Origin of the sequence: Actinoplanes sp. OR16 (genome assembly GCF_004001265.1) — a bacterium.
Lineage (GTDB): Bacteria > Actinomycetota > Actinomycetes > Mycobacteriales > Micromonosporaceae > Actinoplanes.
Genome location: NZ_AP019371.1, coordinates 7,552,281 through 7,568,066, shown reverse-complemented (window position 1 = coordinate 7,568,066; position 15,786 = coordinate 7,552,281). Strand labels below are relative to the sequence as shown.

Here is a 15,786-nt window from a genome sequence, read left to right as displayed (position 1 = left end):
CGGGATGTCAGGATGCTGCGATGACCGCCACGGCAAGCCTCTCCGCACGTAAGCCGGCCCGTACCGAAGGGTGGCTGCTCGCGGGTTTCCAGTTCGCCTACGCCGCCTGGTACGCCGTCTGTTTCGCGAGTGCGGTCGCGCACGCCAAGGAGTTCTCCGGGTTCTGGTACATCCCGTCGGTGGACGACCAGTTCACCGCGACCGAGGACGTCTACGCCGGCTGGGCCTGGGCGGAACCGGTCATGTGGACGGTGGGCATGGCGCCGATGGTGCTCGGGTTCAGCCTGGTCGCCTCGGTGCTGACGCTCATCGTCGGGTACGCGAAGGGCCGCCGGAACCTGTTCGCCGCGCTGATCGGCGGCCTGGTCGTGACGATCATGACGCTGGCGTTCTCGCTCACCCCGGCCGGCCTGTCGGTGGCCGGCTGGCTGATCGACTGACCTCCGTCCCGCCGTGGTGTCGAAATCCGGGCGGCCGGTTTCGTCACCATGGCAGGAGCGAAGGAGGAGATCCGTGAAGTACGTGATCCTGATCCAGTCGAACCCGCAGTCCCTGGCCGTCTGGGAGACGCTGACCGACCAGCAGCGCACCGACTTCGGCCTCGGCCACCTGCGGCTGACCGAGAAGATGCGCGAAGCAGGGGTGCTGGTCGCGAGCGAAGGGCTGGGTGACCCGGCCCTGGCCACCCAGGTCTCGGTGCGCGACGGCCGGACGATCACGTCCGACGGCCCGTACGCCGAAGTCAAGGAACACCTGGCCGGCTTCTACCTGATCGACGTGGCCGGCCTGGACGAGGCGGTGGAGTGGGCCGCGAAGGCGCCGGACGCCGCATACACCAGGGTCGAGGTGCGCCCGGTGCTCGACATGAGTCAATGGGATCTGTGACCGCGCTGCCGGACCTGCTGCGCGAGTGCGCGCCGCAGGTCCTGGCCGCGCTGGTGCGCCGCTACGGCGACTTCGACGCCTGCGAGGACGCCGTGCAGGAAGCGCTGATCACGGCCGGCGAGCAGTGGCCGCGCACCGGGATCCCGGAGCATCCGCGCGGCTGGCTGATCACCGTGGCGAGCCGGCGCCGGGTGTCGCTGCATCGCACCGAGACCGCGCGCCGGCGCCGTGAGGAGGCGGTGCGGCGGGAGCCCGAGCCGGAGGTTCGCGGCGATGACGAGCTGGCGTTGCTGCAGCTCTGCTGTCATCCCGCACTGAGCGTGCCGGCGCAGGTGACGCTCACTCTGCGTGCCGTCGCCGGGCTCACCACCGCGGAGATCGCCCGGGCCCTGCTGCTGCCGGAGTCGACGGTGGGGCAGCGGATCAGCCGGGCCAAGCAGCGGATCCGGGAGAGTGGCGCCCGGTTCACCATGCCGGAATCGGTCACGCCGGTCCTGCACGTGCTCTATCTGCTCTTCAACGAGGGGTACACGGCCAGTTCCGGCGACGCGCTGCACCGGGTGGAGCTGACCCGGGAGGCGATCCGGCTGACCCGTCAGCTGCATCGGCGACTGCCCGACGATGGCGAGGTGGCGGGACTCCTCGCGCTGATGGTGCTGACCGACGCACGGCGCTCCGCGCGTACAGGAAAAGATGGGTCGTTGATCCCTCTCGCTGATCAGGATCGGACGCGCTGGGACGCCGCCGCCATCGCCGAAGGCGTCTCGATCATCACCGGCGCGCTGGAGCGGACGCCGATCGGTCCCTTCCAACTGCAGGCCGCGATCGCGGCGATCCACGATGAGGCGACGCGGGCCGAGGACACCGATTGGGAGCAGATCCTTGCCTTGTACGGGATGCTGCACGCTCTTTCCCCGAACCCCATGGTGACGCTGAACCGCATCGTGGCACTCGCGATGGTCTCCGGTCCGGAGGCGGGGCTGGCGGCTCTCGACGAGGTCTCCGGTGACCCGGTGCTGGCCCGGCATCATCGGACCGCTGCCGTCCGGGCACATCTGCTGGAGCTCGCCGGTGATCGTGCCCGGGCGGTGACGTTCTATCGGCTGGCGGCGCGGCTCACGCTCAGCCGTCCTGAGCAGCGGTATCTGGAGTCGAAGGCGTCAGATGTATGAGTTATCGGCTGTTGCCGATTAACCCGATTTGCCGGGCATATGCTCATCTCAAATTCGCCGGCTCGATGGGGGGACCGCATGTCGACACTGTTGCGCCAAGGGAAGGCCCGTCGATGGAGGGTCCTGCTCGCCGCCGTCGTCTCCGTGGTGGCAGCCCTCGGCGTCGCTGCCGCACCGGCCGCCGCCGCCCTGCCGCTCTCACGGAACTATTCGCTGGAGTCCTTCAACTTCCCCGGGCATTTCGCCCGCCACCGGAACTCGCTCGGTGAGCTGACCACGGTCTCCAGCCAGCTGGACCGCGACGACGCCACCTGGCTGCTCGTCCCCGGGCTGGCCGGTGCCGGGGTGTCGCTGCGCTCCAAGAACTATCCGAGCTTCTACCTGCGGCACTCGGGCTTCCGGCTGCAGATCAGCCAGTCCGACGGCTCCCGGCTCTACCGCGAGGACGCCACCTTCTACGTCCGAGGCGGCAACGCCTCGTCCGGTTCCGGCTGGATCTCGCTCGAGTCGTACAACTTCCCGGGCCGCTACATCAGGCACGCCGACTATCACCTGTGGCTGCACCCCGATGACGGCAGCCGGCTGTTCGCCGAGGACTCCACCTGGGCGGCCCGGCCACCGCTGGCCTGACGACGCGCAGATGACCTGTGGCTCACCCCTCCACTTCTAAGCTATAGCAAAGGGGGGTTCTTGCCGCAAGGCCCCATTTGTCCTGCACAATCGCCGGAGTCGAGGTGAGGGGACGGTGGGCGGGTGAGCCGCTACGTCGTGGATCTGGCGGAGCTCGATCGGACGATGGCCGGGGTGGCCGGCGGTAAAGGGGCGAATCTCGGGGAGCTTTCCCGGATCGGGGGAGTGCGGGTTCCGGGTGGATTCTGTGTGACGACGGAGGCTTTCGAGCGCGTTCTCCATGAAGGGGATGCGGGCGATGTCGAAGCGGCGATCAGACTGGCAGTCGACCCGGATGCCGCCTATGCGGTCCGGTCCAGTGCGACGGCCGAGGATTCGGCGGAGACGTCGTTCGCCGGGCAGCACGACTCCTATCTGAACGTCGTCGGGGAAGAGGCGGTTCTCGACCGCATCCGGCAGTGCTGGGCGTCGCTGTTCACCGAACGGGCGGTCGCCTATCGGCAGCGGAACGGGATTCCGGATAGTGACGTGCGGATGGCCGTGGTCGTGCAGCGGATGGTTGTTCCGCAGGCCGCGGGAGTCATGTTCACGGCCGATCCGGTCACCGGGAATCGCCGGATCGTCTCGATCGACGCCGTGGCCGGTCTGGGTGAGGCGCTCGTTTCCGGCCTGGTCAACCCGGACGTCTACCAAGTGCGCGACGGCGTGGTCACCGATCGGAGGACCGCTCCGGGCGGCGGCATTCTGAAAGACCCCGATGTCGTACGCCTGGCAGCGCTCGGCCGCCGGATCGAGTCGCATTTCGGCAGCCCGCAGGACATCGAGTGGTGTCGGGACGCGGACGGATTCGCGGTGGTGCAGAGCCGGCCGATCACCACATTGTTCCCGATCCCGGTCGTGGACGACGACGCCAACCACGTCTATGTGTCGGTCGGCCACCAGCAGATGATGACCGAGGCGATGAAACCGCTGGGCATCTCCGTGTGGAAGGCGACGTCACCGGGTCACATGGTCGATGCCGGTGGGCGGCTCTTCGTCGACGTGACGCCACGGCTCAGCGCTGCCCTCGTACAAGGGCTGGGAAGGTCCGATCCCTTGATCGGCGATGCGCTGCAGACCATCGTGGATCGCAAGGACTTCGTGCCGCTGTCGTCGGACGTGTCGTTTCCCGGCGCCCCTGGCGGCCCGGATGACACGGCGTTGCCGAACGATCCGGCCATCGTGGCGGAATTGGTCGCGGCCCGTGAGGCGTCGCTGGAGACACTGAAGCGCGACATCGCCACGAAGACCGGTGTGGAACTGCTCGACTTCGTCATCACCGACATCCAGCAGATGCGCCAGATCCTGTTCGATCCGCGGAACATGCCGGCCATCCTGGCGGGAATGCAGGGCTCCTGGTGGCTCAACGAGCACGTGGCGGCGTGGCTCGGTGAGAAGAATGTCGCGGACACGCTGACCCAGTCCGCCCCCGGGAACGTGACGTCCGCGATGGGGTTGGCGTTGCTCGACGTGGCCGACGTGATCCGGCCGTACCCCGCAGTGGTCGCTTTCCTGCAGGACGACGGCCCCCTGGAACGGCTGCCCGAGGTGACCGGCGGCCGGGCCGCGTACGAGGCGATCCTCCGATATCTGGACGACTACGGGATGCGCTGCGTCGGCGAGATCGACATCACCCGGCCGCGGTGGAGCGAGCAGCCGGACGCCCTCTATCCGATGATTCTCAGCAATGTGCGGAATGCGGCGCCGGGCGAGGGTGCGCGCCGATTCGAGCAGGGCCGGCAGGAGGCGCTGCGCAAGGAGGAATCGGTGTTGGCCCGGCTTCGTGAACTGCCGGACGGCGAGGCGAAAGCGGCCGAGACGAAACAGATGATCGACCGGGTACGGACGTTCATCGGCTATCGCGAGTACCCCAAATACCACCTGGTCAGCAGATATTTCGTCTACAAGAAGGCGCTGCTGAGCGAGGCCGGCATGTTCCGTGATCCGGAGGACGTGTTCTATCTGACGCTGGAGGAATTCCGGGATGTGGTGCGCACGCGGCAGGTCGACGAGCGGCTCATCGGCGAGCGCAAGGCGGCGTTCCGGTCGTATCTGACGCTGAGCGCGCCGCGGGTGCTGACCTCCGAGGGCGAGGCGCTCACCGGGGCCTACCGCCGCGACGATCTGCCGGCCGGTGCGCTGGCCGGGCTGCCCGTCTCGGCGGGAACCGTGGAGGGGCGGGCCCGGGTCGTGCACGACATGGCGGAGGCGGATCTGGAGCCCGGGGACATCCTGGTCACCGCGTACACCGATCCCAGCTGGACACCGGCGTTCGTCAGCGTCAGCGGGCTGGTCACCGAGGTGGGTGGCCAGATGACGCACGGCGCGGTGATCGCCCGGGAGTACGGACTGCCCGCGGTCGTCGGCGTGGAGAACGCCACCGCGCTGATCACCGACGGCCGGCGGATCCGCGTGCACGGCACCGCGGGGTGGGTGGAGTTGCTGGACTAGCCGGCTGTCCGGAAGGCGGCCGGGAGGGCTTCCACCTCCGTCGCCGGCGGCGACATCGATCTCTGAACGGTGCCGACCGCGTCGAGGGTGTGGCCGGCCGCGGACCTCAGGGCCGGGACCGCGACGACGGCCGTCTCCAGGTCGGCATTCTCCAGCTGGTCGCAGACGTCGGCGAGGGACTGGGCGCCCAGGTTCGCGGCGGCGCCCTTCAGCTGGTGCGCCGCCTCGGCGAGCGCGTCCCGGTCCTCCATGGCGAGGGCCTGGCCGATGTCGTCGACCAGGGCCGGGATCTGCGAGGCCAGCCGGCCCAGCAGTCCGCTCAGCGTCTCGTCGTCGAGGGTGGGCGCGGCCTTGCGGAGCAGGTCCAGGCGCTGGGTGATCTGCTGGGTGAGCGGTTCCGCGCACCGGTCCAGGGCGGCGGCGATGTCGGCCGGTATCAGCGGTTTGGCGATGTGGTAGTCCATGCCGGCGGCCAGGCAGCGGGCCTTGTCCTCGGCCAGCGCGCCGGCGGTCATCGCGATGATCGGGACGTGCGAGCCGGTACGGCGGATCTCCTCGGTGGCGGTGTAGCCGTCCATGATCGGCATCTGGCAGTCCATGAAGATCGCCCGGTACGGGGAGGTGGCCGCCATCGCCACGGCAGTCCGGCCGTCCGGGGCCAGGTCGGCGGTGCAGCCCAGCCGGGTGAGCAGGCCGAGCGCCACCACCTGGTTGATCTCGTTGTCCTCGACGAGCAGGACGTGACCGCGGTTCTTCGTGGTGACCGGCGCCTTCGGTTCGGCCGGCGCCGGAGGAGCAAGGGCCGGGAACAGCGGCACGGTGAACGAGAACGTACTGCCCACGCCGGGGGTGCTGCGGACCGTCATCTCGCCGCCCATGATGTGCACCAGCTCCTGGCAGATCGCCAGCCCGAGGCCGGTGCCGCCGAACCGCCGGGTGGTGCTCGCGTCGGCCTGGGTGAACGGCTCGAAGAGTGCCTGCAGCTTCGCCTCCTCGATCCCGATGCCGGTGTCGGTCACCGCGAACCGCACCCGCAGCGGCGGCCCGTCAGCGACCGTCGTCGCACCGACCGTCACCCGGCCCTTCTCGGTGAACTTGACGGCGTTCCCGACCAGATTCAGCAGCACCTGGCGCAGCTTGCCGGCGTCGCCGCTCAGCGTCGCCGGCAGCCGGGGATCGCATTCGGCGAGAACGGTCAGGGTGCCGTCGTCGAGCAGCGTCACCACCTCGTCCAGGAGACGGCCCACCGCGAAGTCGACCCGCTCCGGCACCACCTTCCCGGCTTCGAGCTTGGAGAAGTCGAGGATGTCGTTGATGACCGAGAGGAGTCCGGCCCCGGCGCCACGGATGCCTTCGGCGTACCGGCGCTGCTGCTCGTCGAGAGCAGTGTCCAGAAGGAGGCCGGTCAAGCCGATCACACCGTTCATCGGGGTCCGGATCTCGTGGCTCATCGAGGCCAGGAACTGTGACTTCAGCCGTGCCGTCTCGATGGCCTGATCGCGAGCCTCGGCGAGGGCCAGCTCGGTCTGGCGGCGCGCGGTGATGTCGCGGAGGAAGGCGTGGTACGTCGGCAGCCCATCCCGCTCGATCCGCCACAACGCCAGCTCGACCGGGATCTCGGTGCCGTCCCGGTGCGCCGCGAACATCTCGGTCGGCTGGTCCAGCAGCACGTCCCAGCCGCCGCCGAGCAGCCGCTTCAGGACACCGCCGTAGCGGGCCGGTACGATCGTGCCGACCACCATCCGGCCGATCACCTCGGTGCGCTTCCAGCCGAAGACCCGCTCGGCCTGCCCGTTGAACTCGGTGATCCAGCCGCGGTCGTTCATGCTGACGAACGGGTCGCAGGCCGCCTCGATGATCATCTGAAGCTGGGAGCGCTCGGTCCGCAGCCGCTGCTCCGCCTCCACCTCGGCGGTGATGTCCTGGACCGCCGCGAACACGACCGGGCCGTTCTCGCTGTCCATCGGCGCGAGGCTCACCTCGACCAGCAGCTCGGTGCCGTCCTTGCGGACCGCGGTGAGGCGCATCCCCTTGCCCATGTGCCGGGGCGCCGGGTCGGCGAGGTAGTCCCGCCGGTGCGTCAGGTGCGCGGCACGGCGGGCCGCCGGGACGAGCGCCTCGATCGGGGTGCCGACGAGCTCGCCGCTGTCGTACCGGAAGACCCGCAGCGCGCGGGCGTTCGCCAGGACGATCCGGCCGTCCGCGTTCACGCAGATCATGGCCTCCGGGGAGGCGTCGAGCAGGCTCTTGAACTTGCGCTCGGCGAGCCGCACCTCGGTGATCTCGGTGATGCCGCTGCAGACGGCGACGGGTTCGCCGGTCTCGTCGCTGATCGGGAACAGGGTGGTGACGAACGTCCGGGAATCGCGTTCGTCCTCGAACACCGCTGCTTCGCGGGACCGCAGCACACCGCGCTCCCGGCGTACGATCTCCGCCAATCGCTCCGGAGTGTGCAGATCCCGGTCGGCGAGCCCGATCGCCGCTCCCGGCGTCAGGTGGTGCATCCGCTCGAAGGCGGTGGAGGCGACCAGATAGCGGCCGTCGAGACCCTTGACCGAGAAGGCCGTCGGCGTGTTCCGCATGATCGCCGCGATGCCCTCGCGTTTACGCAGCTCCTTGCGGGCGGCGACGTCGGCGGCCTCCATCCGGGCGAACCGGGCGCCGGTCACCAGCCCCACCACCACGACCAGGAACACGTCCGCCACGACGAGCATCGCGTACCGGAAATGGATGCCGTACCAGCCGGCGCTCTGCCCGGCGATCAGCAGGAGACCCACGATCGGGAGCACGATCAGTGAGGACGCGAGGAGGCGGCGGGTGAGAAGAGCGCTGACGGTACGCCCGAACAGCAGCCGTGCGATCCCGATCTGCCGGGAGTCGGCCAGCGCCGCCAGCGACAGCCCGAACGACGCGCCGGCCAGCGGCACCGACACCGCCCACCGGCCGGGGACGGTCGCGACCGACGACGCCTGGAAGACAGCGCCGTAGCAGCCCAGCACACTGATCCCGCCGGCCGCCACGGCACAGACCTGACCGGCCGGGACCGCCCACGGCCGTGACGCCGCCACCAGGATCAGCGCCTGCGCGGCGGCGATCAGCGCGAACCCGAGCGACGCCGGATCCGGATCCACCAGCAGCCCGGCCAGAGCGCTCATGAACCCCAGCGCCGGGAAGACCGGGCTTCCCGCGCCCCGGCCGATCGTGATCGCACCGGCGCCGAGCGCGAGCAGGCAGACGCCCAGCTCCGGAGCGCCCCACACCAGTGTGGGAAGTCCGGTCACCAGGGCGAGAACACCCGCCGCGATCTGCATGGTCATTTCTTTCGCATTACACACCTTCCGGTCGAACCGGAGAGGGACGATTGCTTTTTCGAGGAGGACCGAGATGGCCACCGTGCTCGTCGTCGACGACGTCACCGTGAATCGCGAGGTGATGAGCACCCTGCTGAGCTGTCGCGGCCATGAGGTCCTCGAAGCCCGCGACGGCATCGACGCCCTCAACGTGGTCCGGGACCGGCACCCCGACCTGGTCGTCTCCGACGTGCTGATGCCCGGCATCGACGGCCTCGAACTGGTCCATCGGCTGCGCACCGGCGCCGACCCCCTCGCCGCCCGCGCGCCGGTCATCTTCTACACGGCGAACTACCTGGACTCGGAGACCCGGCCGTTCGCCGACACCTACGGGGTGTCGCGGGTCGTGCTGCGCAGCGCCGACCCGAGCGAACTGCTCGACGCCGTCGACGAAGTCCTCCGGAGCGGGCCGGTCGACGTGAGCATCGGCGCGACCGTCGACTTCGACCGGGTGCACAGCAAGGCCGTCAACGCCAAACTGGTGGAGAAGACGCACGCCCTGCGGCACAGCGAACGGCAGTTCGAGGCGATGGCGACCGCGTCACCGGTGGGGATCGCGCTGCTCGACGCGGACGGGCACGCCGTCTACGTCAATCCGCGCCTCACCGAGATCACCGGATCGTCCGACCTCACCGGCGACGGCTGGCAGATCTGCCTCGAACCCGGCGACCGGATCGGCGCGCTGCCCGGCGAGGAGCGCCGTTTCCGTACCCACCTGATCCGTGGCGACGACGGCGAACGCTGGCTGCGCGTCCACCTCCGCCCGTTCGGCGACAGCCTGCTCGAAGGCGCCGTCGTCATGGTCGACGACATCTCCGACGTGGTCGCCGCCGAGAACCGGGTCACCCAGGAGATCAAACGACGGCAGGAGGAGGCCGCGGCCCACGACGCCGACCGGATGGACTGCCTGCGCCGGATGGCCGGCGGCGTCGCCGAGGACTTCGACGACGTGGTCGGCGCGATGCTCGGCTGCCTGCGGATGATCCGATCGTCGATCACCGAGGACCGCGACGCCGGCCGGCTCGCCGCGGGAACCGCCACCGGGTTGCTGGAGGACCTCGCCATGGTGACCCGGCGCGGGGAACGCGCGGCCGAGCTGACCGCCCGGCTGCTCGCGCTCGGCCGGAGCGAGGTGAACGAGCCGACGGCGGTGGACGTCACCGGGTTCCTGCGGGCGTTCGCCCGGGAGGCAGGCGGCGCGGACATCCTCGTCGACACGCGCCTCGCCACCGACACCCCGTGTGTCAGCATCGATCGGCGCGCCCTGGACCGGCTGCTGCAGGTGCTGTTCCGCAACGCCTGCGAGGCCATGCCGCGCGGGGGCATCGTGACCATCTGCTCATCGGCGGGACCCGCGTCGACGGTCCGGATCGAGCTGGTGGACACCGGCGGCGGGATGACCCCGGAGGTGCGGCGGCGGGCGTTCGAGCCGTTCTTCACCACGAAGACGGGCAGTCGTACCGCCGGGCTGGGCCTCTCCATCGCCCAGCAGATCGCCAGCCAGGCCGGCGGCTCGCTGCGCCTGCACTCCGGTGACGGTGGCACCCGCGCCGAGATCAGCCTCCCAGCTTGCTGAGCACCTCGTCGAGGGTGAGGTCGGCGGCGCTGGACAGCAGCAGGTCGGCCTCGGCGAACCGGGCGTGGTCGGCGTGCGGGTTCGGCACGGCCACGCTCTTCATGCCGGCGGCCTGTGCCGCCCGCACCCCGTGAGGAGTGTCCTCGAACGCGACCGCCTGCTGCGGCGTCATCCGCAGTCGTCGCAACGCCAGCAGGTAGACGGCCGGATCCGGCTTGTGCGCGGCCACCTCCTCACCGGTCGCGATCACGTCGAACCGCTCCCGCAGCCCCGCCTGGTCCAGCATCGCGCCGACATGCCACAGCGGCGAACTGCTCGCCACGGCCAGCCGCAGTCCCAGCTCGGCACCCCGCGCCAGCCAGGCTTCGATGCCCGGCGCCGGCTTGAGGGCGGCGTTCAACCCCATCCGGTACGCCTGCCGCAGCGTGTGACTGGTGTCCCGGTCATATCCGGCGCCGACCGCTGCGGCGAGCGCGGCGTAGCGGTCCTCGTTCACATCCCCGCCGTGATCAGCGAAGAACCCGCCGGGGTCGAGTTCCAGCCCGTGCCGGCGCCACTCCCACCGCCAGCTCTCCAGCAGCGTCGTCTCGGTGTCCATGAGCAGACCATCGAAGTCGAAGACCAGAGCCGTGATCGTCACGCCGGTCAGTATCCGTCAGCGCGCCGGCCACCGCCCGCCGCCCCGGACCCGCAGCGCGGGAGCGGCGCGGCGGAGGTCAGGAGGAAGGTGCCAGGTCGGCGAGCAGCGCTTCGATACGGGTCTTGATCTCGTCGCGGATCGGGCGGACGGCGTCGACGCCCTTGCCGGCGGGGTCTTCGAGTCTCCAGTCCTCGTAGCGTTTGCCGGGGAAGACCGGGCAGGCGTCGCCACAACCCATGGTGATGATGACGTCGGACTCCTGGGCGGCGTCCCAGGTCAGCTTGGCGGGGATCTGGCCGGTGATGTCGATGCCGACCTCGTTCATGGCTTCGACGGCGGCCGGGTTGATGGTTTCGGCAGGCGCGGAGCCTGCGGAGCGGACGTCGACGCGGTCACCGGCGAGGTGGCGCAGCCAGCCGGCGGCCATCTGGGAGCGGCCGGCGTTGTGGACGCAGACGAACAGGACGGTGGGCTTCGTGTCGCTCATGGTGGTCTCCGCGGTGGTGGGGTGAGCGGTGGTCAGGTGGTGGTCGCGGGGTGCTCGACGACGATGTCGTCCGCGGTCTGCGGGGCGCGGGGATAGAGGGCCGGCAGCAGGCCGGCGCCGACGAGGAGGCCGACGATCTGGAAGGCGATGAAGCCGGGCACCGAGCCCGGGGCGATCCCGGCGAACGTGTCGGTGAAGGCCCGCCCGATGGTGACGGCCGGGTTCGCGAAGCTGGTGCTGCTGGTGAACCAGTACGCCGCGCCGATGTAGGCGCCCACCGCGGCGGGGGCGAGGGCGGACTTGCCGGACCGGCCGAGCGCGAAGATCAACAGGAGTAGTCCGGCGGTGGCGACGACCTCGCCGAGCCACAGGTTCCCGGCGGCGCGCTCCTTCGCCGAGAACGTGACGGGCGCCAGGTCGAACATCAGGTTGGCGAGGACGGATCCGGCGATGGCCCCGGCGGTCTGGGCTCCGGCGTACCCGAAGAGGTCTCTGATCGTGATCTGCCGGTTGAGGAACCAGTCCGCGGCGGTGACGACCGGGTTGAAGTGGGCGCCGGAGACCGGTCCGAAGGTCAGGATCAGTGCGGCGAGCGCGAAGGCGGTGGCGATCGAGTTCTCCAGCAGCTGCAAGCCCACGTCGTCCGGCGACAGCGTCGTCGCCATGATCCCGGAGCCGACGACGGCGGTGACCAGCAGCATGGTGCCGAGGAACTCGGCCAGCAGCCGTCGCCAGAGCGCGATGGAAGACATGACAGGTCGACTCCGGTGGTGGTTGCGGTCAGTCCCGGCCGGTGGCCGGGTGCGTGATCGGAGCGATGCGCTCGACGCGGCGGGCCAGGTCGGTGTACGCGGCCTCGAACGCCTCGTCGGTGTCGACGCGGGCGGGGTCGGGCACCGACCAGTGCAGCTGCGGCCGGACCGTGCTGGTGAGGTCTTCGTGAGCGTTGTCGCAGACCGCGATGACCAGGTCCCCGTCGTGCACGACGTCGTTGACGTGCGCGGTCGCGCCCGGGTCCAGCCGGAGGCCGTGCCGGTGCGCCACCGTGACGGCGCGGGGATGCACCCGGGCGGCCGGCCGGGTGCCGGCGGAGGCCACCGCGCCGCCCACCCGATCGCGCCAGAGCGCTGCGGCCAGCTGGGAGCGGGCCGCATTGTGGGTGCAGACGAACACCACGCGGTCGGCGTCACGCAGCGGCGGTGGAGTCAGGGACGCCAGGGCGTCGGGTCGCAGTCGCAGGTAGGTGCGGCGGCGGTCGCCCTCGGAACGGGTCCGCTCGATCAGACCGGCCTCGTGCAGGACCTTGACATGGTGGGCGACCAGGTTGGTGGGCATGCCCAGGTCGGCGCCGATCTCTCCCGGTGAGGCGTCGCCGAGGGTGAGCGCGTCGATGATCGCCAGTCGCGCCGGGTCGCCGAGCGCGGCATGGACGCGTGCCCGCATCAGCAGCTCACCGTTCATTGACTCAATTTATGCTGACCCTTTCCGGTGGGTCAAGCCACGAGGTCGTCGACCGCGAGCAAGGTGGACAGCTGCCGCATCAGCTCGGGGCGGGGGCGGTAGTAGACCCAGCTGGCGCGGCGTTCGCCGTCGATCAGGCCGGCTTCGCGCAGCACCTTGAGGTGGTGCGAGATGGTCGTGCCGGAGACCGTGAACGCCGGGGTGAGGTCGCAGACGCAGATCTCTCCGCCCGGGGCGGACGCGATCATCGACATCAGCTGGAGCCGGATCGGGTCACCGAGCGCTTTGAACGCCTGCGCGAGCGTGGCGGACGCCGCCGCCGGAATCCGCTCGGCCGCCATCGGCGTGCAGCAAGGAGCCTCGGGCAACTGTTTCGACATGCGTCGAGGTTGACAGATGTCGAAGCCGCGTGCAAGCGTGGCTTCGACAATCATCGGATTCGAGAAATGTCGAAACCATCGGCTCGACGAGGAGAACCCGCGATGAACAGTGACGCTTCGACAACCGGCCAGGACCGTGCGCTGCCGGTGATCGTCATCGGCGCCGGACCGGTCGGGCTGGCCGCCGCCGCGCACCTGCACGAGCAGGGCGTCCCGTTCCTGGTCCTGGAAGCCGGTGACCAGGTCGGCGCGTCGGTGCGGCAGTGGGCGCACGTCGGCGTCTTCAGCCCGTGGCGCTACGACATCGACGCCGCCGCTCGCCGCCTGCTCGACGCCGCCGGCTGGACCGCCCCCGACGACGCAGGCCTGCCCACCGGCGGCCAGATCGCCGACCTCTACCTGGAACCGCTCGCGAAACTGCCCGCCATCGCCCCGCGACTGCGCCTCGGCGCCCGGGTGACCGCGATCAGCCGTCTCGGTGCTGATCGCGTCCGCACCGCCGGCCGCGCCGACCTGCCTTTCGTCATCCGCCTCGCCGACGGCACCGAGATCACCGCGAGCGCGATCATCGACGCCTCCGGCACCTGGCGGACCCCGAACCCCCTCGGCGCCGACGGCCTGCCCGCCCACGGCGAACCCGAGGCCGCCGACCTGATCGACCACGCCCTGCCCGACGTCCTCGGCGCGGACCGCGCCGCCCACGCCGGCAAGCACACCATCGTGGTCGGCTCCGGGCACTCGGCCGCGAACACCCTGCTCGCCCTGGCCCGCCTGGCCCGGACCGAGTCCGGCACCCGGATCACCTGGGCCGTCCGCGGCGGCTCCGCCCAGCGCGCGTTCGGCGGCGAGGACGCCGACGAGCTACCCGCCCGCGGCGCACTCGGCAGCGGCCTGCACAGCCTCGTCGACACCGGCGAACTCACCCTGGTCACCGGCTTCGGCGTGCACACCGTGCGCCGCGACGGCGACGGCATCACCCTGATCACCGCCGGCGGGCGCACCCTGACCGGCGACCGGGTCGTCTCCGCGACCGGGTTCCGCCCCGACCACGGCATCGCCACCGAATTGCGCCTCGATCTCGATCCGATCCTCGGCTGCACCCGCGCCCTCGCCGACCTCATCGACCCGAACCAGCACTCCTGCGGCACCGTGCGCCCGCACGGTCACCGCGAACTCGCCCAGCCCGAGCCGAACTACTACGCCGTCGGCATGAAGTCCTACGGCCGCGCGCCGACATTCCTCATGGCCACCGGGTACGAACAGGTCCGCTCGATCGCCGCCGCCCTCGCCGGTGACTTCGCCGCCGCCGACGACGTCCAGCTGGACCTACCCGAGACCGGCGTGTGCAGCTCCAGCAACCAGGAGACGGCCGTGCGGATCGCCGGGGAACCCGGCGTCGTCGGCCTGATCAGCCTCACCAGCACCCCGTCCGGTGGCGGCTGCTGCGCGTGAGCTCACCGCTCGGCTCCGCGGTGCCCGCCGGCCTCCAGACCGGCGGGCACCCGCCCGGCAACCGCACACTCGTGGCGGTCCTGGCGGTCACTCAGACCATCGGCTACGGCGCCCTCTACTACGCCTTCGCCGTCTTCCTCACTCCGACCGCCACCGACCTGCACACCTCCACCACCGCGGTCACCGGCGCCTACACCGCCTCGATCCTCACCTCCGCCGCGCTGGCCATACCGATCGGCCGCCGGCTCGACCGGCACGGCGGCCGTGCGCTGATGACCGGCGGCTCGCTGCTCGGAACCGTGCTGCTGATCGCGTGGTCCCAGATCGACCAGGTGTGGCAGCTCTACGCCGTCCAGATCGGCATCGGCATCGCGTCGGCCGCCAGCCTCTACGAAGCCGCCTTCGCCGTGATCATCACCTGGTACCGGCCCGAACGCCGATCAGCGGCGCTGCTGGCGCTGACCGTCGTCGCCGGATTCGCCAGCACGATCTTCCTGCCGCTGACCGGCTGGCTCGTCGCCGCGCACGGCTGGCGCACCGCCCTGCTCGTCCTGGCCGCCATCCACGCCGTCACGGTGCCCCTGCACGCCACCGTCGTCCGCCGGCCGACCGGCGCGCGCCTCGACTCCGTCACGGAACACGATGCAGCCCGGTCTCTGCGCACCGCTGTGTCCGACCGCGGGTTCTGGCTGCTCGCCGCCGGATTCACCGCCCACACCGCCGCAAGCAGCACCTACAGCGTCCTGCTGATCGCAGCCCTCATCGCCCTCGGCCACCCGCCCGCGTTCGCCGCCACCATCGCGGGACTGCTCGGCGTACTCTCCGTCACCGGACGGCTGATCACGACCGGCCTGCAACGCCGTTACAGCACCACCACGATCACCGCGGTGGTCTTCGCCGTCCAAGCCGCCGCAGCGCTACTGCTGCCCGCCATCGGAGCCGGCGCCGGCGGAGCGATCATCGCAGTGGTCGGATTCGGTCTCGGCTTCGGCGTCGCCACCATAGCCAAGCCCGTCATCCTCGCCGAACGCTACGACACCCGGCGTTACGCCACCCTCGCCGGAATCCTCGTCGCCCCCACGACCCTCGCCAAAGCCGGCGCCCCGTTGGCCGCCGCCGCCCTGTACGCCACCACCGGCTCCTACACGCCCGTCCTGATCGCCGTCGCCGCCTGCTGCGGCGTCGCCGCCACCGCCATCGCGGCGTGCTCACGCCGGTAAGCGGTGAGTCAGAGAGCTCCGCCTCGGATTCGTTCCCGGGCAG

General features: G+C 70.5%; 14 protein-coding genes. 8 read left to right on the top strand and 6 right to left on the bottom strand.

The genetic code is table 11. The features are described from left to right. Positions 1-20: 20 nt before the first annotated feature. The 5 genes from EP757_RS34915 (at position 21) to EP757_RS34895 (ending at position 5,177) form a co-directional block, all read left to right on the top strand. Complete coding sequence (locus tag EP757_RS34915) at positions 21-440, top strand: hypothetical protein (protein ID WP_127552646.1); 420 nt, start codon at positions 21-23, stop codon at positions 438-440. A 73-nt stretch (positions 441-513) separates the two neighbouring features. Then, the gene (locus EP757_RS34910) at positions 514-885 is read left to right on the top strand and encodes a YciI family protein (RefSeq protein ID WP_127552645.1); all 372 of its coding nucleotides are present in this window, start codon (positions 514-516) and stop codon (positions 883-885) included. Then, positions 873-2,057, top strand: a complete 1,185-nt coding sequence (locus EP757_RS34905; protein WP_127552644.1) for an RNA polymerase sigma factor — start codon at positions 873-875, stop codon at positions 2,055-2,057. Before EP757_RS34910 ends, EP757_RS34905 begins: the two co-directional genes overlap by 13 nt. A gap of 78 nt (positions 2,058-2,135) precedes the next feature. Continuing rightward, positions 2,136-2,687: an AbfB domain-containing protein gene (locus EP757_RS34900; protein WP_160165980.1), complete on the top strand. Its 552-nt coding sequence runs from the start codon at positions 2,136-2,138 to the stop codon at positions 2,685-2,687. Positions 2,688-2,852: 165 nt separating this feature from the next. Beyond that, entirely contained in the window at positions 2,853-5,177 is a 2,325-nt protein-coding gene (locus EP757_RS34895; protein ID WP_127554589.1) for a phosphoenolpyruvate synthase, read from the top strand. Here the strand turns inward: EP757_RS34895 and EP757_RS34890 are convergent. Next, positions 5,174-8,494: a PAS domain S-box protein gene (locus EP757_RS34890; protein ID WP_160165979.1), complete on the bottom strand. Its 3,321-nt coding sequence runs from the start codon at positions 8,492-8,494 to the stop codon at positions 5,174-5,176. The two genes, EP757_RS34895 and EP757_RS34890, sit on opposite strands and share 4 nt — an antisense overlap. A gap of 67 nt (positions 8,495-8,561) precedes the next feature. Here EP757_RS34890 and EP757_RS34885 point away from each other — a divergent pair, with 67 nt between their 5' ends. Beyond that, positions 8,562-10,103 carry a response regulator gene (locus tag EP757_RS34885; RefSeq protein WP_160165978.1) on the top strand — a complete coding sequence of 514 codons (1,542 nt, stop codon included), beginning with the start codon at positions 8,562-8,564 and terminating at the stop codon, positions 10,101-10,103. Here the strand turns inward: EP757_RS34885 and EP757_RS34880 are convergent. The 5 genes from EP757_RS34880 to EP757_RS34860 form a co-directional block, all read right to left on the bottom strand. Then, positions 10,084-10,743 (bottom strand): HAD family phosphatase, encoded by a 660-nt coding sequence (locus EP757_RS34880; RefSeq protein WP_127552640.1) that lies wholly within the window; start codon positions 10,741-10,743, stop codon positions 10,084-10,086. The two genes, EP757_RS34885 and EP757_RS34880, sit on opposite strands and share 20 nt — an antisense overlap. Positions 10,744-10,819: 76 nt before the next feature. Further along, positions 10,820-11,230: an arsenate reductase ArsC gene (locus EP757_RS34875; RefSeq protein WP_127552639.1), complete on the bottom strand. Its 411-nt coding sequence runs from the start codon at positions 11,228-11,230 to the stop codon at positions 10,820-10,822. Between the two features lie 32 nt (positions 11,231-11,262). Next, positions 11,263-11,982 carry an MIP/aquaporin family protein gene (locus EP757_RS34870; RefSeq protein ID WP_127552638.1) on the bottom strand — a complete coding sequence of 240 codons (720 nt, stop codon included), beginning with the start codon at positions 11,980-11,982 and terminating at the stop codon, positions 11,263-11,265. A 28-nt stretch (positions 11,983-12,010) separates the two neighbouring features. Continuing rightward, positions 12,011-12,691, bottom strand: a complete 681-nt coding sequence (locus EP757_RS34865) for a helix-turn-helix domain-containing protein (RefSeq protein ID WP_127552637.1) — start codon at positions 12,689-12,691, stop codon at positions 12,011-12,013. A 32-nt stretch (positions 12,692-12,723) separates the two neighbouring features. After that, positions 12,724-13,071 carry a metalloregulator ArsR/SmtB family transcription factor gene (locus EP757_RS34860; protein WP_127552636.1) on the bottom strand — a complete coding sequence of 116 codons (348 nt, stop codon included), beginning with the start codon at positions 13,069-13,071 and terminating at the stop codon, positions 12,724-12,726. A 102-nt stretch (positions 13,072-13,173) separates the two neighbouring features. On the opposite strand from EP757_RS34860, the gene EP757_RS34855 reads away from it, so the two are divergent. After that, entirely contained in the window at positions 13,174-14,523 is a 1,350-nt protein-coding gene (locus EP757_RS34855; protein ID WP_127552635.1) for an FAD-dependent oxidoreductase, read from the top strand. Next, positions 14,520-15,743 (top strand): MFS transporter, encoded by a 1,224-nt coding sequence (locus EP757_RS34850; RefSeq protein ID WP_127552634.1) that lies wholly within the window; start codon positions 14,520-14,522, stop codon positions 15,741-15,743. The genes EP757_RS34855 and EP757_RS34850 overlap by 4 nt, the downstream gene beginning before the upstream one ends. The last annotated feature ends 43 nt before the right edge of the window (positions 15,744-15,786 follow it).

What these genes read in the sequence shown, in the direction of transcription:
- EP757_RS34915 (WP_127552646.1), top strand. Translation starts at nt 21, where the DNA reads ATGACCGCCACGGCAAGCCTCTCCGCACGTAAGCCGGCCCGTACCGAA.
- EP757_RS34905 (WP_127552644.1), top strand. Translation starts at nt 873, where the DNA reads ATGGGATCTGTGACCGCGCTGCCGGACCTGCTGCGCGAGTGCGCGCCG.
- EP757_RS34900 (WP_160165980.1), top strand. Translation starts at nt 2,136, where the DNA reads ATGTCGACACTGTTGCGCCAAGGGAAGGCCCGTCGATGGAGGGTCCTG.
- EP757_RS34895 (WP_127554589.1), top strand. Translation starts at nt 2,853, where the DNA reads ATGGCCGGGGTGGCCGGCGGTAAAGGGGCGAATCTCGGGGAGCTTTCC.
- EP757_RS34890 (WP_160165979.1), bottom strand. Translation starts at nt 8,494, where the DNA reads ATGACCATGCAGATCGCGGCGGGTGTTCTCGCCCTGGTGACCGGACTT.
- EP757_RS34885 (WP_160165978.1), top strand. Translation starts at nt 8,562, where the DNA reads ATGGCCACCGTGCTCGTCGTCGACGACGTCACCGTGAATCGCGAGGTG.
- EP757_RS34875 (WP_127552639.1), bottom strand. Translation starts at nt 11,230, where the DNA reads ATGAGCGACACGAAGCCCACCGTCCTGTTCGTCTGCGTCCACAACGCC.
- EP757_RS34870 (WP_127552638.1), bottom strand. Translation starts at nt 11,982, where the DNA reads ATGTCTTCCATCGCGCTCTGGCGACGGCTGCTGGCCGAGTTCCTCGGC.
- EP757_RS34865 (WP_127552637.1), bottom strand. Translation starts at nt 12,691, where the DNA reads ATGAACGGTGAGCTGCTGATGCGGGCACGCGTCCATGCCGCGCTCGGC.
- EP757_RS34860 (WP_127552636.1), bottom strand. Translation starts at nt 13,071, where the DNA reads ATGTCGAAACAGTTGCCCGAGGCTCCTTGCTGCACGCCGATGGCGGCC.
- EP757_RS34855 (WP_127552635.1), top strand. Translation starts at nt 13,174, where the DNA reads ATGAACAGTGACGCTTCGACAACCGGCCAGGACCGTGCGCTGCCGGTG.